The following is a 21,116-nucleotide window of genomic DNA, read 5'->3' as shown; positions in this document are numbered from 1 at the left end:
GGTTTCACGATCTGAAACCGAATGGGCGGTACGTTGTGTGGGATTTTCTGAAGAGTCATCGTGACCAGATCGCCTTTGCGTCCTGGCAACACGTGAGCCTCGTGGTGCAGTGCCTTGTGCTGGCCACCATCGTCGCCGTCGCGCTCGCCGCGCTCGTGCACCGCAGCCGCCTCCTCAGTTCGATCGCCAACAGCGTCACGGCGATCGGGCTCACCATCCCCGCTTTCGCGCTCGTCGGCCTGCTGATCGCGCCCCTCGGTTTCGGCGTGCCCCCGGCCGTCGCGGTCGTCACCTTCTTCGCCGTGCTGCCGATCCTGCGCAACGCGGTCGTCGGGCTCACGGGCATCGACCCGTCCATCGTCGAGTCCGCCCGCGGCGTCGGCATGAGCCGCGCGAGCACCTTCCTTCGCGTGGAACTTCCGCTCGCCTGGCCGGTGATCCTCGGCGGCATCCGGGTCTCCGCCCAGATGGTGATGGGCATCGCGGCGGTCGCCGCCTACGTGCTCGGACCCGGCCTCGGCGGATTCATCTTCTCCGGGCTCTCCCGGCTCGGCGGAGCCAACTCGCTCGAGTCTGTTCTCACCGGCGTCATCGGCGTCGTCGTGCTCGCCCTCGTGCTCGACCTCCTCCTCATCGGCCTCGGCCGACTGACCACACCTAGGGGCATCCGTGTCTGAAACACTCACCACTGAGATTCCGCCCGTCGACGTCACCGTCAGCGGCAAGTCGATCCTGCTCGAGAGTGTCACCACGCGATATCCGGGGCAGGCGAAGCCTGCGGTCGACGGCATCACGCTCGAGATCCCGGCCGGCAAGATCGTCATGCTCGTCGGTCCGTCCGGCTGCGGCAAGACGACCACGCTCAAGATGATCAACCGGCTGATCGAGCCGACCGAGGGACGCATCGTGCTCGGGGACGAGGACGTGACCGGCATCGACGGCGACGAGCTTCGCCGCCGCATCGGCTACGTCATCCAGGCCGGCGGCCTCTTCCCGCACCTGACCGTCGCCGCCAACATCGCGATCGTCCCGAAGATGCTCGGCTGGGACACGGCGCGCATCGCGGCCCGCGTTGACGAACTGCTCGAGCTCGTCTCCCTCGATCCCACCGTGTACCGCAATCGGTTTCCCAGGGAGCTCTCCGGCGGACAGCAGCAGCGCGTCGGCGTCGCCCGCGCCCTCGCCGGCGACCCGCCGGTGCTCCTCATGGACGAGCCGTTCGGCGCCGTCGACCCGATCACGCGCCAGCGTCTCCAGGATGAACTCCTGCGCATCCAGGAGGAGGTGCAGAAAACGATCGTGATCGTCACCCACGACTTCGACGAGGCCGTGAAGCTCGGCGACTGGATCGTCGTGTTCTCCGACGGCGCGCACATCGTGCAGTACGACACCCCCGAGCGGATCCTCGCCGAGCCGGCCAACGAGTTCGTGGAGAACTTCATCGGATCCGGTGCCGGCCTCAAGCAACTGACCCTCCGTCGGGTGAGCGATGCCACGCTCGCCTCGGCGGTCATCGGCCACCCGGGAGAAGCGGGAGCCACGGTGCTCGCGCGCACCGTGGAGGCCGGGCACAACCATGCCGTGATCGTGGACGACCGCGAACGGCCGCTCCAGTGGCTCTCCCGCCGCCAGTTGTCCAGGCTCGAGACGATCGGTTCGGTTCCCGAGACCGGGTTGCCCGTCGTGGGCAGCCGGGCGACCCTCAACGACGCCCTCGACACCATGCTCGTCTCGAGCGCCGGCGCCGCGCTCGTCACCGGCCGCCGCGACCGCTTCCTCGGCGTCATCGACGTCGAGACCGTGATGGACGCGATCACCTCGGCCCGGGCGTCCGCCGCGGAGAACTCGGCCTCCCCCACCGGCACCAATTCGGGCAGCATTTCCCTCGTCGACGCGGGTGCCGTGAGCGTCGCGGCAACCGGGCCGTCCGATGAGTAGCGCCACCGCGACGGTCGAGACACGCGTCCTGTCGGCCGGCGGCGCGTCGTCGCGGGAGGGCCTCGTCGCCCAGCCGCTCGCGATCCTCGTCGTGCTCGCCGGCTTCCTGCTCTGGCTCTCGCTCGCCCCCCTGACGCCCACGGAACGGACGACGCTCGCGCCGGGCATCCTGTGGAAGTCGGTCCTCGAGCACCTGTCCCTCACCTTCGTGTCGGCCGTGATCGTGCTCGCGATCGCCATCCCGCTCGGCGTGCTGCTCACCCGCAAGGGCTTCCGCGCTCTCGGCGCCCCGATCCTCGCGGTAGCGAACTTCGGCCAGGCGGCTCCGGCGATCGGACTCGTCGTTCTGCTGGCGATGTTCATCACGTCTGGCTATTGGGCCGCGATCGCCGCCCTCGTGCTCTACGCGGCACTGCCGGTGCTGCGCAACACCATGATCGGCATCCGCGGCGTGGATGCGCGACTCGTCGAAGCGGGCCGCGGAATGGGCATGAGCTCCCTGGCCGTGCTCGTGAAGGTGGAACTGCCCCTCGCCGTGCCGGTCATGCTCGCGGGCATCCGCACCGCCCTCGTGCTGCTGGTCGGCACGGCCGCCCTCGCGGCGTTCGTGGACGGCGGCGGGCTCGGACTGCTCATCATCACGGGAGTCAATCTCTACCTCTACAGCGTGCTCGTCTCCGGCGCCCTGCTGATCGCCCTGCTCGCGCTGCTCGTCGACTGGCTCGGCCGCGTCGTGGAGCAGCTCGCTCGACCGAAGGGACTCTGACCCCATGACCACCCTCCGCACTCGCATCATCACCGCGACCGCCGTCGTCGGCGCCGGCCTGTTCGCCCTCACGGGTTGCGGCCTGCAGCCGGCCACCGCCTACGTGCCCAAGGTCGGCGCTGGATCGATCAAGCCGCTCGACCTTCCGACCGGGGCTGCCCTCACGATCACCTCCAAGAACTTCACCGAGCAGCTCATCCTCGGCAAGATCGCCGTGATCGCCGCCAAGGCCGCCGGGTTCGCGGTCACCGACATGACGAACGTGCCGGGCACAGTGCCTGCCCGCAAGCTAATGACCTCGGGTGTCGCCGACATGACCTGGGAGTACACGGGAACGGCCTGGCTCACCTTCCTTGGCGCCGCGAAGGGCATTCCAGACAGGCAGGGCCAGTACCTCGCCGTGCGCGACGCCGACGCCAGGAACGGCCTTGCCTGGCTGAAGCCGGCCCCGCTCAACAACACCTACGCCCTGGCCGTGCGCGACGAGGCCAGGAGCAAGCTCGGAAACATCACCTCCCTCTCGCAAATCGCGAAACTGCCGGTTGCCGACCGCACGTTCTGCGTCGAGTCGGAGTTCAACTCCCGCTCCGACGGCCTGAACCCCATGCTCAAGGCCTACGGGCTCACGCGCGGGGATGCCGCAAGCGTGCCGGACGGCAACGTGAAGGTGTTCGACACGGGCGCCGTCTACACCGCCGCCGACCGCGGCACCTGCAACTTCGGCGAGGTCTACACGACCGATGGCCGCATCAACAAGCTGGGCCTCACCGTGCTCAAGGACGACAAGGCGTTCTTCCCGGCCTACAACGTCGCCGCCGTGTTCAAGAGTTCGACGCTCAAGGAGTACCCTGGCCTCGCCGGGATCTTCGACAAGATCTCCCCCAAGATCACCGAGACGACGCTGCGCAAGCTCAACCTGCGAGTGGACGACGGCGGGGAAGAACCTGCCGATGTCGCGTACGACTTCATGGTGAAAAACGGATTCGTCACCGCGGCAGGCTGATTGCGCCGTCTCGTTTCGTAAGCTGGACAGCATGCGATTCGGACTCTTCATTCCCCAGGGCTGGCGTCATGACCTCGTCGGCATCGATCCTGCCGAGCAGTGGGGCGCGATGCACGCCCTCGCCCAGCACGCGGATGCCGGGGAGTGGGAGTCGATCTGGGTCTACGACCACTTCCACACCGTGCCGGTGCCCTCGGAGCAGGCGACCCACGAGGCGTGGACGCTCATGTCGGCATTCGCGGCCACCACCACACGGGTGCGTCTCGGCCAGATGTGCACCTGCATGAGCTATCGCAATCCGGCCTACCTCGCCAAGGTCGCCGCCACCGTGGACATCATCTCGGGCGGACGCACCGAGATGGGGATCGGCGGCGGCTGGTACGAGCACGAGTGGCGCGCCTACGGCTATGACTTCCCCAGCGCAGGCACGCGGCTCGGGCGTCTCCGCGAGGGAGTCGACATTATGCGCCAGGCCTGGACCACCGGCTCCGCGACCCTCGACGGCAAGCACTACCAGGTGGACGGCGCCATCGTTCGCCCCCTCCCGCTGCAACGCGGCGGCATCCCGATCTGGGTCGCCGGCGGCGGCGAGAAGGTGACCCTGCGCATCGCGGCCGAGTACGCGCAGTACACGAACTTCGATGGCAGTCCGGAGGGCTTCGAACACAAGAGCGCGATCCTCCGCGGGCACTGCGCAGACGCGGGAACCGACTTCGGCGCGATCACCCGGTCGGCCAACTACAACGTGATCGTCGGCCGCGACGGGGCCGAGGTCGCCGAACGCATTGCCGCCGTGCGGGCACGGGTGCTGCCCTATCTGGGCGAGGAGAAGGCCGAGGCGTTCGTGGGCGAGTACACGAACGGCGCCCTCGCGGTCGGAACCCCGGAGCAGGTCACCGAGCGCCTGGCCGATATGAAGAAGCGCGGCCTCGACTACGGCATCTTCTACTTTCCGGAGGCGGCATATGACCGTTCCGGCCTCGAGCTGTTCGAGCGCGAGGTCATCCCCGCGCTCTCCTGATCTCCCGTTCACCTGCGTGTCAACTACCTCTGGAGCCACCAGCATGCCCGCACTCCCCCGCAGCACCCCCGAGGCGCAGGGCATCGCGTCGACCGCCGTCGCCGAGTTCGTCGCGGCCCTCCAGTCGACCGCCCACGACATCCACAGCCTCATGCTGGTGCGACACGGAAGCGTGGTCGCGGAGGGATGGTGGCGGCCGTACGGCGCGGATCACCCGCACTCCCTGTTCTCGATCAGCAAGAGCTTCACCTCCACGGCGGTCGGCCTCGCGGCGGCGGAGGGACTCCTCGCCATCGACGATTCCGTCGTGTCCCTGCTGCCGGACGACGCCCCGGCCCTGGTAAGCGACCACCTCGCGGCCATGACCGTGCGACACCTCCTGACGATGTCGACCGGCCACGCCGCAGACACCCTGGAGGCGATCGACCGCGGCGACGACGACAACTGGGCACGCGCGATCCTCGCTGAACCGGTGGAGAACTCGCCGGGAACCGCCTTCGTCTACAACAGTGGCGCGACCTACCTGCTCTCCGCCATCGTGCAACGGCTCACCGGAGAGCGCCTGCTCGACTACCTCACCCCGCGCCTTTTCGAGCCGCTCGGCATCGCCGGCGCGACCTGGGAGACCTGCCCGCGCGGCATCGATGTGGGAGGCTGGGGACTCGCGCTCACGACCGAGGACGTGGCCACCTTCGGCCAGCTCTACCTGCAGCGCGGGGAGTGGAACGGAGCGCAGCTCGTGCCGGCCGACTGGGTGGATGCCGCAACCTCCGCCCAGGTGTCCAACGGCGATCCCACCGTGCCGGACGACTGGACCCAGGGCTACGGCTTCCAATTCTGGCGCAGCCTGCACGGTGCCTACCGCGCGGACGGTGCCTTCGGCCAGCTCTGTTTCGTGCTGCCGGAGCAGGATGCGGTGCTCATGCTCACGAGCGGGCTGACCGAGGCGCAACCGGCGTTGACCGCGCTCTGGGAGCACCTTCTTCCGGCCTTTGGTCCCGGTCCGCTCCCCGAGGACGACGACGCTCACGGCGCGCTTCTCGCGACCCTCGAGCGCCTCGAGCTACCGCATCCCGGCGGCGGCATTGCATCAGTGTCGGCCGTCGCCGATCGGGTGGCCGGAGCGCGATTCGTGCTCCCTGCGAACGACGCCGGGTTCGAGTCGATCGCCGTGGACCCCTCCGCGGACCCGGCCGAACTGAGGATCTCCACGGCCGACCGGGAGACCGTGATCCGCTGCGGGGCCGGCCAGTGGGTGGAGGGCGCCGCTCCGTTCTTCGGCAGCGGCATCATGCGCGCCGACAGCACCCCGACGGTTCCGGTCGCCGCGTCCGCCGCCTGGATCGGCGAGACCACCTGGCGCGCCCGGATCCAGTACAGCCGCACCCCGTTCGCCCTCGAGTTCACCCTGCGCTTCGGGGACGGCGACGCGGCGGTCCACGTCACGCAGAGCGTCTCGTTCGGATCGACGGAGCTCGCCAGCGTCACCGGCCGGGCGGGTTAGAACCCGAAGTCGCCGCCTCCGAAGTCACCACCTCCGAAGTCACCACCGCCGCCGAAGTCGCCGCCGCTGTCATACCCGCCGTCTGCCGACGTCGCGTCGGCGCCGGCATCCGTTCCGCTCGAATCGGTGCCGGTGGAGTCGGCACCGCCGTCCGGCCCCTGCGCGTTCGCGCCGAAGTCATTCGGCATGAACGCGCTCACAAGGGCCGAACCGATCACGTAGCCGGCGACGCTTCCGAGCAGCGAACTGCCGACCATGCTCCCGAAGCTCGGTCCGCCCTGGGCAGAGCCGCCGAAGGCCGAGGCGCCCAGGGTGCTGGTGAGCGTTCCCGGTTGCCGGAGTTCGGCCCGGGTCGCCGCCTTGGCGAGCGTCGCCGGCTCGGCGTCGGCTGGCCGTTCGGCCGCGCTCGCGTTCTCGGTGAGCTTGTCGAACAGGATGTCGCGCTGCTTGGGCGTGAGCCTGGCGAACGCCTCGGTGTGCACCTGCTCGATCGTCTCGGGCGGTGCCGTACGCAGGAGGTACTGGTAGCGCTCGACGGCGATCTCGTCGTCGCTGCGCGGGGTCGCGCCCGGTGCGGCCGATCGGCGCTGCGGTTCCGGGTCTTCGCGGCCCAGGAGTCTGTCAAGGAATCCCACGGTCATGCTCCTCATCACTCGGCTGACTGGTGCCACCAGCATCCCAGCCGTTGCTGACCACGCGCTGCATTGTTCGCTCAGAGCGCCCGCCCTCGCGCCCCGTCAACGGCCGTCGTCACGAAACGTCACGACCCGTCACACCCGGTCACTGTGGCCGGTGCGTCGGGCATCCCGGTTAGGTTTGCGGCCACGGCCCCCGGCCAGCCCACCGTCCATCGCACGCAAGGAGAACGCCCATGACAGACACCGCCACCGTCGCCGCTTCGCTCGACGACCGCTGGATCGGCACCGAGCGACCGACCGACGCTGGGGGCTGGCTGGCCCGCGCCCGCGAGGTCGCCGACATCCTCGCGACCGATGCCGTCGACCGCGACAACGCCAACGGGACCCCGTACGCGGAGGTGCGCCTGCTCAAGCAGGCGGGGCTCGTGACCCTGCTCGGCCCGACCGCGCACGGCGGCGGCGGCCAGAGCTGGGACACCGCGTACAGGGTGATCCGCGAGGTGGCGAGGGGCGACGGATCCATCGGGCAGCTTCTCGGCTACCACTACCTGTGGGCGTGGGCCGCCAGACTCGTCGCCACCGACGAGCAGATCGCCGCGGTCGAGGAGCTCTACACCGTGGGCAACCTGCTGTTCGGCGGCGCGGTGAACCCCCGAGACAGCGACCTGACCGTGACCGAGGATGGCGACCAGCTCGTCTTCACCGGCCGCAAGTCGTTCTCCACCGGCGGCCAGGTCTCCGACCTCACCGTTCTCGAGGGAGTGCTCGACGGCACGGACACCCACATCTTCGCGATCGTGCCGACGGCGCAGCCCGGCATCGTCTTCGCCGGCGACTGGGACAACCTCGGCCAGCGCCTCACCGAGTCGGGATCGGTCGAGATCACGGGCGTGCGGGTCGACTGGGCCTCCGCCGCCGGTTTCGTGGGCAAGGTCTTCCAGCCGCTCACCTACAACACGCTCAACGTGCCGGCAATCCAGCTGGTGTTCGCCAACTTCTACCTCGGCATCGCGCAGGGCGCGCTCGAGACGGCGACCGCCTACACGCGCTCCAAGTCGCGGGCCTGGCCGTACGGCGGCGACGACAAGCAGCGCGCGAGCGACGAGTGGTACATCCTCGAGGGCTATGGCCAGCTGCAGTCGAAGCTGTGGGCGGATGAGGCGCTCATCGACCGGGCCGGCGCGGAGATCAGCGCCGTGCTGCACGACGCGCGGGAGAACCTCACCGAGCGCCGCCGGGGCGAGATCGCGGTGCAGGTCGCCGCCGCCAAACTCCGGATCGTCGAGGACGGCCTCGAGACGACGACGAAGGTCTTCGAGCTGACCGGGGCTCGGGCATCCGCCAACGCCGTCGGGCTCGACATCTTCTGGCGCAACCTGCGCACGCACAGCCTGCACGACCCGCTGCCGTACAAGAAGCGCGAGGTGGGCCAGTACGTGCTGCTCAATGAGGTGCCGGAACCGAGCTGGTACACCTAACCACCAACAAACCACCGAGCGGGGCGTCGCGGCGAACGCGGCGCCCCTCGCGGGCGGCACCAGCATACCTGCGGGAGAATGAGGGCATGGTCGCCTCCTCCCTTTCCGGCGGAGTCGGTTCCGCCGTGGTGCAGCTCGCCCGGCGGCGAGGAGCCCACGTGACCGGCACGGCCAAGCACGGCCAAGCACGACCAGGTGCGTGCCCTCGGCGCCGACGAGGTGATCGGGCGCGACGTCGACCCGGTCGCCGTGCTTGGCGCGAACAGCGTCGACATCGTGATCGACAACGTTGCCGGCCGCGGTTTCCCGGCGATGCTCGACCTTCTGAGGCGAGGCGGAACCTTCGTCTCCTCCTGGGCGATCGGTGGCCCCATCGTCGACCTCGACATGCGAACGTTCTACCTGGAGGACCTCACCCTGGTCGGCTGCACGGCCCGGGAGGAGCCGGTGTTCCCGGACCTGGTCTCCAGTATCGAACGCGGAGAGATACGGCCCCTCCTGGCGAAGAGCTTCCCGCTCCTGCAGATCGTCTCCGCCCAGCAGGAGCTCCTGGAGAAGTCGCACGTGGGAAACTCCGCGCTCGTGCCTCCCGGTCCTCCGTTCTAGGACCGCTGCGTGGCCGCGACTATCGCGGCGATTTGAGCCGGCACCGACTCGTCCTGCAGCGAGGTGGTGTCGCCGAGCGCACGGCCGTCCACGATGTCGGCGAGCAGCCTTCGCATGATCTTGCCGCTGCGGGTCTTCGGCAGGTCGGGCACCACGAAGACATCGCGGGGCCTGGCGATGGCCCCGATTTCGGTCGTGATGTGGGCACGCAGCCGTGCGGATATATCCTCCGGGAGGTCGGCCGAGGCGATGACAAAGGCCGCGATGGCCTCCCCCGTCGTCGGGTCGGACACGCCGACGACCCCGGCCTCGCCGACGAGCGGATGCGACACGAGCGCCGACTCGATCTCGATGGTCGAGAGCCGGTGGCCGGACACGTTGATCACGTCGTCGACCCTCCCGAGCAGCCAGATGTCGCCGTCGCCGTCGTACTTGGCACCGTCCCCGGAGAAGAAGTAACCCTGGCGGGCGAACCGGGTCCAGTAGGAGTCGCGGTAGCGCCCGGGGTTTCCCCACACCGTGCGCGCCATGCCGGGCCAGGTGCCGTCGATCACGAGCAGCCCGCCGGAGCCGTGCGGCACCTCGCGGCCGTCGCCGTCCACGACGAGTGCGCGCAGGCCGGGCAGGGCGCCGAGAGCCGACCCCGGCTTGAGCGTGGAGATGCCGGGCAGCGGCGCCATCACCGCGGCCCCCGTCTCCGACTGCCACCAGGTGTCCACGATCGGGGCGCGCCCCCCCGCCGATCTTCTCGTGGAACCAGACCCATGCCTCGGGATTGATGGCCTCGCCCACCGAGCCAAGGAGGCGGATGCTCGACAGGTCGTGGGCATCCGGGACCCCCTCCGGGAACCAGGTCATGAACGTGCGGATGAGCGTCGGGGCGGTGTAGTAGGTCGTGACGCCGTAGCGCTCGATGATCTCGAAGTGGCGGGCCCGGTTCGGCGTGTTCGGAGTGCCCTCGTAGATCACCGAGGTGATGCCGTTGGAGAGCGGCCCGTAGAGAACGTAGCTGTGGGCCGTTACCCAGGCAAGATCCGCAGTGCACCAGTACACGTCGGTGTCCTTCGCGTCGAAGACGGCCCAGTGGCTCCAGGACGCGTGCGTGAGGTAGCCGCCGGAGGTGTGGACCAGCCCCTTCGGCTTGCCCGTCGTGCCCGAGGTGTAGATGATGAACAGCGGCGTCTCCGCGTCGAAGAACTCCGGCTCGTGCACCTCCGGGGCCGTGTCGACGACGTCATGCCACCACACGTCCCTGCCCGGTGTCCACGGCACGTCGCCGCCTGTGCGGCGCACCACCAGCACGTGCTCCACGGACTCGACGCCCTCCACCGCGACATCCACCGCCGCCTTCACGGGCACCGCGGCCCCGCGCCGGTACTGCCCGTCGGTGGTCACGACGAGTTTCGCCCCGGTGTCTTCGATCCGGAAACGCAGCGCCTCGGCCGAGAAGCCGCCGAAGACGAGGGAGTGGATGGCGCCGATCCTGGCGATCGCGAGGGTGATGATCACGGTCTCCGGGATCACCGGCAGGTAGACGACCACCCGGTCGCCCTCCACGATCCCGAGCGCGGTGAGGGCGTTCGCCGCGCGGGACACCTCGCGCTGCAGCTCGGCGTAGTCGATGCTGCGGCGGTCCCCTGGCTCCCCCTCGAAGTGGAACGCGACCCTCGCGCCGTCGCCGGCGGCGACGTGGCGATCGACGCAGTTGACCGCGACGTTGAGCCGCCCGCCGGCGAACCACTCGGCGCGGGGAACGGATGCCTCGCCGCCGTCACTCGGCCGGGTCGGCGCCCAGGTGTGGTCGGTGTGCCACGGCTCCGCCCAGTCCAGCCGCCGCGCCTGCTCGGCCCAGAACTCGACGGGGTCGCCGGACGAGGCCTCGAGCCACTCCGCCGTGACATTCGCCGCCGCGGCGAATCCGACGGGTGCCGGGTAGCGGCGGTTCTCGGTAAGCAGGTTGCGAATCGTGTCTGACATCGCCTTCGACGCTAGCCGAGTCGCGTGCCCGGCCCGGGTGCGGATGACACGTCGGGTAACAGTGGCCCTGGCCAGCCGCTACGCGGAGTCGTCGCCGAGAAGCGCCTGGGCGTAGTTGCCGAGGGAGCGCTGGTACCGCGTCAAGTGCGGGGCGAGGGCGGTGAGCGCGAGGGACAACCCCTCCCGGTCACGGCCCAGGTCGGCGAGCGCGAGGGCGAGAAACCCGATCACCGCGTCTTCGAGCTCCTCCGAGCCGACGGCGAGTTCGGCCGTGAGCAACTCGACGCTCTCGGCGGCCCGGCCGATGTTGCGCAGCGAACTGGCGAGCTGGATCACCGCCTGCCGTCTGCGTGTGCCGTGCAGTCCGAGATCGAGGGCCTCCCGGTACAGGGGCACCGCGAGATCGGGGTGGTCGGTCGCGTCGAGGGCCCCTGCCCGCTCGAACTTGCCGACGGCACTGCCCTGCGGCAGTTCGGCGACCAGCCGGTCCATGCCGGTCAAGAACTCCTCCTCGGGGAGCTCATCGATCGACGCCCACTGTTCTGCCAACCGCTTCTCCCACTCGGCGCTGTTCATGCCGAGAGTCTGTCACAGGCCTCGCGCCCGAAGAAGGGCGGCCTCACCCTGTCGGGCGTCAGGCGCCGGCGCGCGCGCCGTCTGTGGTCCAGCAAACCACAGAGCGATCTCCAGTGGACCATGTCTGTCGAGACGGATACGAAACCCAGGATCGTCGCGACGGGGAGTCGAACCGGGCACCGCAGTCCGCGTGCGTCAGGGCGTCCAGAGTCACCTTGTCCGGGTATTCGACTCCCGCGTCGCCGGGCAGGAGCGACGTGAGGCTGAGCCGCCACTGCGGAGCCGCCGCGCAATCCGAGTAGGTGGGCGATGCGGCGAACGGACCGGAGTCGCCCGTCGAATCGACCGTGTCGAGGCACAACAGGAACGTGTCAGGGGCGGACGTGACGGCGCGCGTGAACTTTCGGATGTCGGTCGGGAGCGACGCGAGCCTCGGCCTGTCGTACGAGCTTCCGATCTCGAGAGCCGAGATGTCGCACCTCACCCAGCGCGCTCCCCCGGCCCAGGCCTTGACCGACGGAACGTAAAAGGCCGGCGCGAGCAGGTACTGGGTTTCGCGCTCCGCCGGCAGGAATGTCGACCTGGTCGACTCGCACAGTGAGTACGCCGCCGCCGCGATGTCGTCGCGCAGGTGCGGACTGCCACCGTTCGTCAGCCAGCTGCCCGTGAACTTCTCGGTGAGGGTCATCACCGCGAACGTGAAGGCCTGGTGCGGCTGCGTGCACGCGACCGGCTTGGCCCCGCTCCAGGTGGCCCACAAGCGCAATTGCGCGTGGGTCTCCTGCCAGCACTCGCCCGCCGACGGGGTCACCGATGACCCGGAGGACGCCCCGTTGATGCTGAGAGCCGTGAGAATCGTCGAACATCCGGTGAGCACGACGACCACACCCGCCGCACCGAGCGCGATCGCCCATTTTCGCCGCACAGAATTGCCCACACCGTTACCCCCGAATCGTGAGACTCACTCTGCTCTGCAGACTAGCCCAGATGCCGGGGGCTGCGGTCACCCCAGTGCGCGTGCCCCCCTTGTGAGAAGCCTTTGCCGCGACGTGCGCCGGAGCGGGAGACTTGAGGCGTTTCTGCACGAATAGTGCACGACCGACATGGGAGACATCGTGACGGAGAAGACGGCGATCGGGCCCACGGCGTGCGTAGTTGACTCACTGCACACGAGAGCCGCGAAATGATCCGCGGCTACTCGGCACAGCAGATGCGCGACGCGGAAGCACCGCACCTGGCCGCGGGCGAGCCGCTCATGCAGCGCGCCGCGGCCGGACTCGCCGATGAGGTGCGACACGCGCTGCCCGTCGGCGGGGGCCGGATGCTGCTGCCGGTGGGCACGGGCAACAACGGCGCGGACACGCTGTACGCGGGAGCCGAGCTCGCCGCCGGCGGCGCGGATGTCGCGATCGTCACGACCGGACCGCGCGTGCACGAGGACGGCTTGGCCTCGGCGCTCGCGGCCGGCGCCCACGTCGCTCCACTCGGCGAGACGGCGAGTCTCGCGGCGGGCGCCGATGTCGTCGTCGATGGAATCCTCGGCACGGGTACAAGCGCGAATCCGGCCCTCCGCGGCGACGCGCGCACCGTCGTGGAGGCGGTCCGCGGCGTGACGCCCCGACCGTTCGTGGTGGCCGTCGACATCCCGAGCGGCATCAACCCCGACGACGGCAGCGTGCCGGACCCTCTCGTGCTGGCCGCCGACGTGACGGTGACCTTTGGCGGCCACAAGGCGGGGCTGCTGCTGCCGCCCGCCGCCGGCCTCGCGGGTCGCGTGCGAGTGATCGACATCGGGCTCGGCCCGGATCTCGACGCGCTCCAGCCGACGGTGACACTGCCCGACTGACACAGCGGCGTTCGCCCCTCCGGGGTACCGCACTCCCGTTTTCGTTGAGCCAATTCGACTTGACATCATGTGCAATTGACACCTCGAAACGCGGGGCGCCCTCCCCCTGCACCGGGGCGCGGCTCATCCATCGCCAACGGCACAACGCGGGGCCGCGCAGCACACGACGCCGCGGGGCGGGAGCCACCGCCCTCCTCGAAGAACTCGACAAGCACCGGCGCAAGAACCCCGTGATCGACGCCGTGATCCTGGCCGGCGAGCGTGAGCCGGGTCGCACTCGGAATCGCCCCGACGAGGCCCTCGGCGGCTCGCGCGGCCCACGCGGGGCTCGCCCCGCGCATCATGGGACCCTCCTCACGACACTGTGAATGTTTGTCGAGAGAGTAGTCCCGTGCGCGGGATCGGCACCAGGGACTTATGACTGTCGCCATCCGCGCGCCGTCGTCGTCGGCTACCCGTTTGGTTGACGAACCGGCAGACTGGGGGCACCGTACCGAGAGGCGCCGCAATGGCAGAACAGACAGACACTCGCGTTGCCGTTTACATCGACTTCGACAACATCATCATTTCCCGCTACGACCAGCGGAGCAAACGCGGGCAGTTCCACAAGGACGAGGCTCGCAGTTTCGACGCCAGGGCGAACGCGGGAAGCGAGATCGCGAAACGGCTCGAGGATGCCACCGTCGACCTGAGCGCCGTGCTCGACTTCGCGTCGTCCTTCGGAACCATTGCCGTGAGCCGCGCATACGCCGACTGGTCGGTCGCCGTGAACGCGAGCTACCAGAAGCAACTCATCGAACGGGCTGTCGATCTCGTGCAGCTCTTTCCTACCGTCGCCTCGATGAAGAACGGGGCCGACATCCGGCTCGCCGTCGACGTGGTCGAAGACCTGTTCCGACTCTCCGACCTCACCCACGTGGTGATCGTGGCCGGCGACTCCGACTACATCGCGCTCGCCCAGCGCTGCAAGCAGTTGGGCCGATACGTGGTCGGCATCGGCGTGGCCGGCGCCACGAGCAAGGCCCTTGCCGCCGCCTGCAACGAATTCGCCGACTACGACGCGCTGCCCGGAGTCAAGTCCGCCGACGAGCAGTCCGGGCCCGCGCCGAGCGCCACACCGCCCACCGACGCCCCGACGCGCCGCGGTCGCCGCTCGAAGCCGCTGAGCGAGAAGGATGCCGCAACCGAACTCCTCGTGCGCGCCCTGCAACTCAGCCAGGCCAAGAACGACGACGAATGGCTGTCGAGCGCCGCCGCCAAGAGCCAGATGCTGCGGATGGACCCCACCTTCCAAGAGCGGTCCCTCGGCTACAAGTCGTTCACTGACTTCGTGCGGTCGCTCGAGGACCGCATCGAGCTCGACGAGAAGCATCCGTCCCGCCGGATGCGGCTGCGGCAGACGACCTGAGCGGCCAGGTCGCTCACCTGCAGCCGCGCTCGAACCTCCCCGGTCTTGCTCCCTAATCTGTGAGGTGCCCAGATTCGCCGCTCCGACCACGGATGAGGCGACACAAGCGGGCACCTCAAGAGCGAACACCCGGTGCACGGCTTCGAGCCGCGCTCTTCCCCTGGTCGATACGGCGGGTCTACCCTCGAACCGTGACAGCCGACCCGCACGCCTTCAGCGAGCCCCTCAATCGCGCCCATGCGCACGCCGTGGACTGGCTCGCGTCCGTGCCGACGCGACCAGTCGCCCCCCGCGCCACGGCTGACGAGCTCGCGAAGACGCTCGACGGGCCGCTTCCGGAGGGGCCTTCGGACCCGGCGGCCGTGGTCGACGAACTCGCCACCGTGGCCGAGCCGGGCCTCATGGCGATGCCATCCGGAAAGTTCTTCGGCTGGGTGATCGGCGGCACCCTGCCCGCGGCCCTGGCCGCCGACTGGCTCGTGACGGCGTGGGACCAGAACGCCGCCATGCGCTACGCCACGCCCGCGACGGCCGCCATCGAGCAGGCGGCCGGCGACTGGATTCTCGACCTCCTGGGCCTGCCGAGCGGCTCCGACGTGGGTTTCACCACCGGCGGCACGATGGCGAACTTCGTCGGTATCGCGGCCGGACGGCAGAGCGTGCTCGACGGCGCGGGGTGGGATCTCAACACCCTCGGGCTCGCGGGCGGGCCGCGGATCACGATATTCGCGGGGCGCGAGCGGCACGCCTCCGTCGATCTGGCCCTGCGCTATCTGGGACTCGGACTTCCCGTGCTGGTGGACGCCGACGCGGAGGGCCGAATCATCCCGGCCGCCCTCGCCGAGGCCATGCGCGACGTGACTGGGCCGGCGATCCTGTGCCTCCAGGCGGGCAATCTGCACTCCGGGGCGTTCGATCCGATGCGGGAGTGCGTGGCGATCGCCCACGAGCACGGCGCCTGGGTGCATGTGGACGGCGCATTCGGCCTGTGGGCCGCGGCGAGCCCGCTGTACCGCGACCACCTGGACGGGCTCGACACCGCCGACTCCTGGGCGACGGATGCCCACAAGACTCTCAACGTGCCGTACGACTGCGGCATCGCCATCGTGGCCAACCCCACTCCGGTGCGCGCGGCGCTCGGGGTGCAGACGAGCTACCTCATCAATGCGGACCACGGCCCGGGCGACCCCTTCGACAAGGTGCCCGAGCTGTCGCGCCGCGCCCGCGGTGTGCCGGTCTGGGCCGCGCTGCGCTCGCTCGGCCGCTCCGGCGTCGTGCGGCTCGTGGAGGGTCTCGCCGCCAACGCCCGCGCCCTCGCCGAGGGTCTCGTCCGGCTTCCCGGCGTGGAGGTGCTCAACGACGTCGTCTTCACGCAGGTGAGCCTCGCGTTCGGCGACGACGAGAACACCCGCCGGGTGACGAAGAACCTCATCGACAGCGGGCTCGTGTGGATGTCCGGCTCCCACTGGCGGGACCGCGACATCCTGCGCATCTCCGTCAGCAACTGGTCCACGGACGCCACCGACGTGTCGGACGCGATTTCCGCGGTCGAGTCGGCGATGGCCCAATAGACTCCAGCCACCAACAATGGCGACGCTTGCGAGGATGCGATGGTTCCCGACATCAACTACTGGGCAGTGATTCTGGCCACCCTCTCCACCATGATCGTCGGCTCGATCTGGTACACCCCCCGGGTGTTCGGCAGCTACTGGATGAAGGCCACGGGCGTCACCCCGAGCGGCGACGCCAGGGATGCCGTGGGTCCGATCGTCGCTACCGTGATCGTGAGCTTCATCACGTCCTGGGTGCTCGCCGGAGCAAGCTTCATCGCCTGGAAGTTCTACGGCGGCGGATTCCTCTCCAGCACGCTCGTCACCGGGATCCTGCTCTGGGCCGGTTTCACCGCCGCCCGCTTCATCACGCACGACGCGTTCGACCGGCGCCCGCGGGGTCTCACGGTGCTCAACGTCGCCCACGAGTGCGTGACGATCCTCGTGATGGCCCTCATCATCGGGGTCTGGCCGCCCGCGGGAGCCTAGCGGCTACTCGGCCAACCGCAGCGTCATGACGGCTCGACCGTGCGTCAGTCTCGCCGTCACCTCGAAGCCGGCCGACGCAAAGAGGGTGACCGTGCCGATGTAGAGGGTGTTGGGCGGCCGCCCCGGCCTCTCGGCGAGGTCGATCGGGTAGCCCTCGATCATCCGTGCGCCGTTGTCGCGCGCGAGCCGCACGGCGTGCTCGAGCAGCGTGTGCGCGAGACCGCGACCGCGGTATTCGCGGCGCACGACGAAGCAGGTCACCGCCCACACCGTGTCGTCGTCCATCGGCTCGGCGGTGCCGCGCATCACCACGGAGTTGTGCGCGAGGCGGGGCTGGTCGGTGCGCGGTGCGCTCCTGCACCATCCGGCCACCGCCCCGTCGACGTAGGCGACGAGGGGCGAGGCCGCCCGCGCGGCGGCGAGCTCGGCGCGCAACGCGTCGCGCTTCTCGTCCCGACTCATCGTGGGATACGCCGGATTGACGGCCCACTGGCACCAGCAGGTCGAGCCGTTGCCGCCGTGGGTGAGCGCGGCCTCGACGTCGGACCACGGCACATCCGTGGCCTGTTCGACGCGAATGGCGTTCATGCCGGCACGATACTCCCGAGCACCGTCATCGCACGCGCGGGCAGGCAAACGTGGTCGAATAGAGCCGATGCTCACCCCAGAACCCCCGCCGATCCGCTTCGTCGCCTCGCCAGATGGTCTCACAATCGCCACCTACGAATTCGGCGCGGTCGAACACCCGACAGTCATCGCGGTTCACGGTTTCGCCTCCGGCGCCCTGCTCAACTGGTTCTCGTCCGGCTGGGTGCGCTACCTGCTTCGCGCCGGCTTCCACGTGATCCTCCTTGACCAGCGCGGGCACGGCGCAACCGACAAGCCGCACGACCCGCACCGCTACACGATGCAGGCGCTGGTCGCGGACGTGGTCGCGGTACTGGACGCCTACCGAGTCGAGCGGGTGCACTACGTCGGCTATTCGCTCGGCGCCCGGGTCGGCTGGCACGCGGCGCTCCAACTGCCCGACCGGATCGACCGGGCCGTGCTGGGCGGCATCCCCTCCGGCGACCCCCTGACCAACTTTCGGCTCGATGAGGCGCGGGCCTTCGTCGCCGACGGCACGGAGATCGCCGATCGCCTCACCCGCAGCTACCTGACGATGGCGCAGAGCATCCCGGGCAACGACCTGGGGGCCCTGATCGCCCTCGTCGAGGGGATGCGCGGCGGCCAGCAGCCGGACCCGGCCAACCCGCCGAGGCAGCCCATCCTCTTCGCGACCGGAGTAGAGGATCGCATCATCGACGGTTCCCGCTCGCTCGCGGCCGCGGCGCCCAACGGGTCGTTCTTCGAGATTCCCGGAAGGCACCACTTCAACGCGCCAACGTCGCGGGCGTTCCGCGATGCGGCGGTTGCCTTCCTCACCGACCAGCGCGCATAACTCCGGCCGTTTCGCCGCGCCGCCACTCGCCCGTGCGGAAACGCGGGCGGAGGGAACCCCGCCGTGCACAACAGCCTGAGTTGTGCACGGCCGGCGCGGGTCTAGGCCTTGGCGACGCTCACGGTCACCGGCGTCGCGTTCGCGAAGAGGTCGAGCACGGGGCAGTGGGCGTCGACCGCCGCCCGCAGCTCCTGGTAGCGCGCGTCCGTCTCGGGTCCCGTGATGGTGATCTCGAGGCGCACCGCGGTGAAACCGGCGCGAACGGACTCCTCGATGCCGAACAGGCGGCGGGCGTCGAGGTCGCCCTCGGCCTTCACGTCGATCTCGTCCACCCGGATTCCGAGGGCCTGCGCGTAGAGGCGGTAGACAACGACCTGGCAGGAGATGAGCGCTCCGAGCGCGAACTCCACGGGGCTGGCGGCGATGTCGTCCCCGGCGAGCGCGGCAGGCTCATCCACCCGGAAGCTGTGCTTGCCGGCGGTGATAATCGATGCAACCGAGCCCTCGCCCGTGCCGCGTACTCGGTAGGTCAGCTGACCGTTCGCGACATCGGCGGCGATTCGCTCGCCCCAGGCGGTGCCGGCTTCGGTGAGCCGCGTGGCGCGCTCGTCGGCGGTGACGGAGGTTACGGGAGATGCGTCGAGGAGAGTCATGGGCCGACAGTACTGCGGATGCCGCGGCTCGCGTCGAGCGCCGCGTCACAGGGGGACTCGCGGCGTAACACCGCGCTATGCGGGCCGCCGGCGCGGGTCACCCCACCCGCCGGTTCGTGTGAGATTTCTCACCCGCCGGAGCACCGAATCCGGTCTCGTCCCCAGAATCCCGCTCTACCGTCGGATCGCGGACGGATGCCGCCCACCCGACAGAAGGACCCAGTTCATGAGCGAGCCAACGCAGTCAACCACCACCCGGGCCGAGAGGATCATTGCCGGATTGGGCATCGATTTGCCCTCCGGGTCGGCGCAACCCGGTCTCTTTCGGTTCCTGCTCGCGACGGCGGTGGCCGTGCTCGGGTCCCTCGCGGCGTGCGCCGCGCTCGTGGCCGTCGGCACGGCCGTTTTCCCCTCGACGATCGGCTACGAGCACTTCCAATTCGGCGACTACGCCAAACTGACCATCATCGGGGTCGTGATCGCGGCATTCGGCTGGCCGGTGACCACCTTCGTCTCCTCCCGCGCGCGCAAGCCATACCTCGTCCTCGCCACTCTGGTGTCGATCGTGGCGCTCGCCCCGGACGCCTGGCTTCTCTACCGCGGGCAGTCCGCCCAGGCCGTGCTTGTTCTCGTCGCCATGCATCTCGCGCTCGCCGTGATCACCTATTCATCGCTCGTGTTCGTCGCACCGCAGCGACGTGACGGCGCGGTTCGCCAGACAGCGTGACTACGCTCTAGCTGCCGGCGGGCTCCGGCACGCGGTGCAGCGCCTCCACGAGCGGCGCCAGTTCCGGAGTGCGCTCGGCCTCGGTGAGCGCCCGCTCGAGGGTTTCGTCGGCGGTGGGGCGCGCGGTCTCGAAGAGCGTGAGCAACCTCCGCGGCGAACTGCGCGCGTTCAGCTCCGGCCAGTTCTGGCTCTGGGCGGGAGCGGCGATCACCGCCGCGGCCGTCATGGTGATGGCCGTGGCGGCGACGCGCACGTCGACCAGGTCAGAAGCCCCCGAGGTCGACCTCGTCACGGTGCGACCGCCAGCCTGCGGACATCGCCCGGTCAACCGGCGATGGCCGCCGTGGCGCCCGTGGACCCAGGCAGACCGGAACCACGCCACAGCAGCCGCCGCAACAGCTGGCGTTCCCCGAGGGTCCAGACGGTGGTCGCCGCGAGGTAGAGCGTGGCCGCGAGCGGCACGAACGCCGCGAAGACCACGGTGATGAAGCCCAACCAGCTCAGCGCGCGACCGACCGACTCCGTGCCGGGGGCGGCATCCGGGTTCGGCAGCATGAGCTCGAGAGCGATCCGTCGCGACAACCACGCCACGGCGGCCATGACGGCGAACAGCCCGAGGTAGACGGCCGCGCCCGGCCACGGGGTGCCGCCGGACAGCAGGTGCACGAAAGACGTGCCGAGCGGCACCCCGAACAGGTGCTCGGCGAGCAGGCCGTTCGGATGCCCGTCGACGGTCGTGCGGAGGAACAGCGCGTACACGAGCGAGAGCACCGGCGCCTGGGCGAGGGCCGGCAGGATCCCCGCGAACTGGGACGACCTCTCGGCCTTGAAGAGCTCGGCCGTCTTTTGCTGGAGCAGCGCCGGGTTCTTCTTGTGCCTGCGCTGCAGGGCCTGCAGCTGGGGGGTCAGCCGGCGGCGCGTGCCCTCGGCCTTCACCTGGGAAACGCCGACGGGAATGAGGGCGAGACGCACGAGGATCGTGAGCGCGACGATGGCCAGCGCCGCGCTCGCGGCGCCGGCGACGGGGGTGAACAATGCGGCCAGACCCTCGACCGCCGCGTAGGCGACGTCGAAGATGGCGGCAATGGGGGCAAACGAAAAGAGGTCCATGAGAGTCCTTGCAGTCGAAACGGATGGGTGACCGGAACGGTCGCGCGGCATCCGCCTGAAAGCGGGGACTGCTACGCGGCCGGGACCAACCGCGAGGGCGCGCGGGGACGCGGACGGCCGGCGGTGCCGGGATGCTGCGGCGCCGGCATCCCGCTCAGAGCCTCGCGATGGGCGTGCGCCCGATCGCCCACGGTCATCTCCCGGGAGGCGAGGGCGAGCGACGCGTACCGAACGGCGATGAGCCCCGCGATGGCGAGGGCGGCGACGCCCGCGACGAGAACCGTCGATGGCGCCCCGGGCGCCGCAGCGAAGGCCACGAGCAGAAGGGTCGAGACCACGACCATTCGTTCGTACAGCGCGCGCATGAGTGTCCCTTGGAGGTGAG

The 21,116-nt window shown here is 69.6% G+C and carries 22 protein-coding genes and 1 pseudogene; 14 read left to right on the top strand and 9 right to left on the bottom strand.

Annotation, left to right across the window (positions count from 1 at the left end):
• The first annotated feature begins 35 nt into the window (after window positions 1–35).
• Genes VIM54_RS12380 through VIM54_RS12355 form a run of 6 tightly spaced genes read left to right on the top strand, consistent with a single transcriptional unit; the run spans window position 36 to window position 6,232 of the window.
• Window positions 36–677, top strand: coding sequence for an ABC transporter permease (locus VIM54_RS12380; protein ID WP_331901731.1), 642 nt, complete (start codon window positions 36–38; stop codon window positions 675–677).
• Window positions 670–1,938, top strand: a complete 1,269-nt coding sequence (locus VIM54_RS12375) for an ABC transporter ATP-binding protein (RefSeq protein ID WP_331901729.1) — start codon at window positions 670–672, stop codon at window positions 1,936–1,938. Before VIM54_RS12380 ends, VIM54_RS12375 begins: the two co-directional genes overlap by 8 nt.
• Window positions 1,931–2,704 (top strand): ABC transporter permease, encoded by a 774-nt coding sequence (locus VIM54_RS12370; RefSeq protein ID WP_331901727.1) that lies wholly within the window; start codon window positions 1,931–1,933, stop codon window positions 2,702–2,704. Before VIM54_RS12375 ends, VIM54_RS12370 begins: the two co-directional genes overlap by 8 nt.
• 4 nt (window positions 2,705–2,708) lie before the next feature.
• Complete coding sequence (locus tag VIM54_RS12365; RefSeq protein ID WP_331901725.1) at window positions 2,709–3,707, top strand: glycine betaine ABC transporter substrate-binding protein; 999 nt, start codon at window positions 2,709–2,711, stop codon at window positions 3,705–3,707.
• 31 nt (window positions 3,708–3,738) lie between these two features.
• Window positions 3,739–4,728, top strand: coding sequence for an LLM class F420-dependent oxidoreductase (locus VIM54_RS12360; protein ID WP_331901724.1), 990 nt, complete (start codon window positions 3,739–3,741; stop codon window positions 4,726–4,728).
• Window positions 4,729–4,771: 43 nt separating this feature from the next.
• Window positions 4,772–6,232 carry a serine hydrolase domain-containing protein gene (locus VIM54_RS12355; protein ID WP_331901722.1) on the top strand — a complete coding sequence of 487 codons (1,461 nt, stop codon included), beginning with the start codon at window positions 4,772–4,774 and terminating at the stop codon, window positions 6,230–6,232.
• On the opposite strand, the gene VIM54_RS12350 is transcribed toward VIM54_RS12355, so the two are convergent.
• Window positions 6,229–6,867 carry a hypothetical protein gene (locus VIM54_RS12350; RefSeq protein WP_414673223.1) on the bottom strand — a complete coding sequence of 213 codons (639 nt, stop codon included), beginning with the start codon at window positions 6,865–6,867 and terminating at the stop codon, window positions 6,229–6,231. The two genes, VIM54_RS12355 and VIM54_RS12350, sit on opposite strands and share 4 nt — an antisense overlap.
• 236 nt (window positions 6,868–7,103) lie before the next feature.
• Here VIM54_RS12350 and VIM54_RS12345 point away from each other — a divergent pair, with 236 nt between their 5' ends.
• Window positions 7,104–8,348, top strand: coding sequence for an acyl-CoA dehydrogenase family protein (locus VIM54_RS12345; RefSeq protein ID WP_331901718.1), 1,245 nt, complete (start codon window positions 7,104–7,106; stop codon window positions 8,346–8,348).
• A gap of 195 nt (window positions 8,349–8,543) precedes the next feature.
• The gene (locus tag VIM54_RS12340; protein ID WP_331901716.1) at window positions 8,544–8,954 is read left to right on the top strand and encodes a zinc-binding dehydrogenase; all 411 of its coding nucleotides are present in this window, start codon (window positions 8,544–8,546) and stop codon (window positions 8,952–8,954) included.
• Here the strand turns inward: VIM54_RS12340 and acs are convergent.
• From acs to VIM54_RS12325, 3 genes and pseudogenes are all read right to left on the bottom strand, one after another.
• Window positions 8,951–10,931, bottom strand: a pseudogene (acs, locus tag VIM54_RS12335) (acetate--CoA ligase). The gene VIM54_RS12340 and the pseudogene acs overlap by 4 nt on opposite strands.
• A 78-nt stretch (window positions 10,932–11,009) precedes the next feature.
• Window positions 11,010–11,507 (bottom strand): tetratricopeptide repeat protein, encoded by a 498-nt coding sequence (locus tag VIM54_RS12330; RefSeq protein ID WP_331901714.1) that lies wholly within the window; start codon window positions 11,505–11,507, stop codon window positions 11,010–11,012.
• A 58-nt stretch (window positions 11,508–11,565) separates the two neighbouring features.
• Entirely contained in the window at window positions 11,566–12,444 is an 879-nt protein-coding gene (locus tag VIM54_RS12325; protein ID WP_331901712.1) for a septum formation family protein, read from the bottom strand.
• A 246-nt stretch (window positions 12,445–12,690) separates the two neighbouring features.
• On the opposite strand from VIM54_RS12325, the gene VIM54_RS12320 reads away from it, so the two are divergent.
• The 4 genes from VIM54_RS12320 to VIM54_RS12305 all read left to right on the top strand — a co-directional run bounded on the left by VIM54_RS12320 (window position 12,691) and on the right by VIM54_RS12305 (window position 16,800).
• Window positions 12,691–13,353, top strand: coding sequence for an NAD(P)H-hydrate epimerase (locus tag VIM54_RS12320; RefSeq protein ID WP_331901711.1), 663 nt, complete (start codon window positions 12,691–12,693; stop codon window positions 13,351–13,353).
• Window positions 13,354–13,861: 508 nt separating this feature from the next.
• Window positions 13,862–14,761, top strand: a complete 900-nt coding sequence (locus VIM54_RS12315) for an NYN domain-containing protein (protein ID WP_331901710.1) — start codon at window positions 13,862–13,864, stop codon at window positions 14,759–14,761.
• A gap of 191 nt (window positions 14,762–14,952) precedes the next feature.
• Complete coding sequence (locus VIM54_RS12310; protein ID WP_331901709.1) at window positions 14,953–16,332, top strand: pyridoxal phosphate-dependent decarboxylase family protein; 1,380 nt, start codon at window positions 14,953–14,955, stop codon at window positions 16,330–16,332.
• A 39-nt stretch (window positions 16,333–16,371) separates the two neighbouring features.
• The gene (locus VIM54_RS12305; RefSeq protein WP_331901708.1) at window positions 16,372–16,800 is read left to right on the top strand and encodes a DUF1761 domain-containing protein; all 429 of its coding nucleotides are present in this window, start codon (window positions 16,372–16,374) and stop codon (window positions 16,798–16,800) included.
• A gap of 3 nt (window positions 16,801–16,803) precedes the next feature.
• On the opposite strand, the gene VIM54_RS12300 is transcribed toward VIM54_RS12305, so the two are convergent.
• Complete coding sequence (locus tag VIM54_RS12300; RefSeq protein WP_331901707.1) at window positions 16,804–17,388, bottom strand: GNAT family N-acetyltransferase; 585 nt, start codon at window positions 17,386–17,388, stop codon at window positions 16,804–16,806.
• Between the two features lie 67 nt (window positions 17,389–17,455).
• Here VIM54_RS12300 and VIM54_RS12295 point away from each other — a divergent pair, with 67 nt between their 5' ends.
• A complete protein-coding gene (locus VIM54_RS12295) occupies window positions 17,456–18,241 on the top strand; it encodes an alpha/beta hydrolase (protein WP_331901706.1) in 786 nt (261 codons plus the stop codon).
• A gap of 101 nt (window positions 18,242–18,342) precedes the next feature.
• On the opposite strand, the gene VIM54_RS12290 is transcribed toward VIM54_RS12295, so the two are convergent.
• Complete coding sequence (locus tag VIM54_RS12290) at window positions 18,343–18,894, bottom strand: OsmC family protein (RefSeq protein WP_331901704.1); 552 nt, start codon at window positions 18,892–18,894, stop codon at window positions 18,343–18,345.
• A 226-nt stretch (window positions 18,895–19,120) separates the two neighbouring features.
• Between VIM54_RS12290 and VIM54_RS12285 the strand changes: the two genes are divergently transcribed.
• On the top strand, window positions 19,121–19,621 hold the full coding sequence (locus VIM54_RS12285; RefSeq protein ID WP_331901702.1) for a hypothetical protein: 501 nt from the start codon (window positions 19,121–19,123) through the stop codon (window positions 19,619–19,621).
• A 7-nt stretch (window positions 19,622–19,628) separates the two neighbouring features.
• Here VIM54_RS12285 and VIM54_RS12280 read toward each other — a convergent pair whose 3' ends face one another.
• The 3 genes from VIM54_RS12280 to VIM54_RS12270 all read right to left on the bottom strand — a co-directional run bounded on the left by VIM54_RS12280 (window position 19,629) and on the right by VIM54_RS12270 (window position 21,096).
• Complete coding sequence (locus tag VIM54_RS12280; protein WP_331901700.1) at window positions 19,629–19,913, bottom strand: hypothetical protein; 285 nt, start codon at window positions 19,911–19,913, stop codon at window positions 19,629–19,631.
• A gap of 32 nt (window positions 19,914–19,945) precedes the next feature.
• Window positions 19,946–20,731, bottom strand: a complete 786-nt coding sequence (locus VIM54_RS12275; protein WP_331901699.1) for a YidC/Oxa1 family membrane protein insertase — start codon at window positions 20,729–20,731, stop codon at window positions 19,946–19,948.
• Between the two features lie 71 nt (window positions 20,732–20,802).
• Window positions 20,803–21,096: a hypothetical protein gene (locus VIM54_RS12270; RefSeq protein WP_331901697.1), complete on the bottom strand. Its 294-nt coding sequence runs from the start codon at window positions 21,094–21,096 to the stop codon at window positions 20,803–20,805.
• Between the last annotated feature and the right edge of the window lie 20 nt (window positions 21,097–21,116).

Origin of the sequence: Lacisediminihabitans sp., from assembly GCF_036569425.1 — a bacterium.
Classification (GTDB): domain Bacteria; phylum Actinomycetota; class Actinomycetes; order Actinomycetales; family Microbacteriaceae; genus Lacisediminihabitans.
Note: the sequence above shows the minus strand (reverse complement) of the source record. Positions and strands in the feature narration are given on the sequence as shown.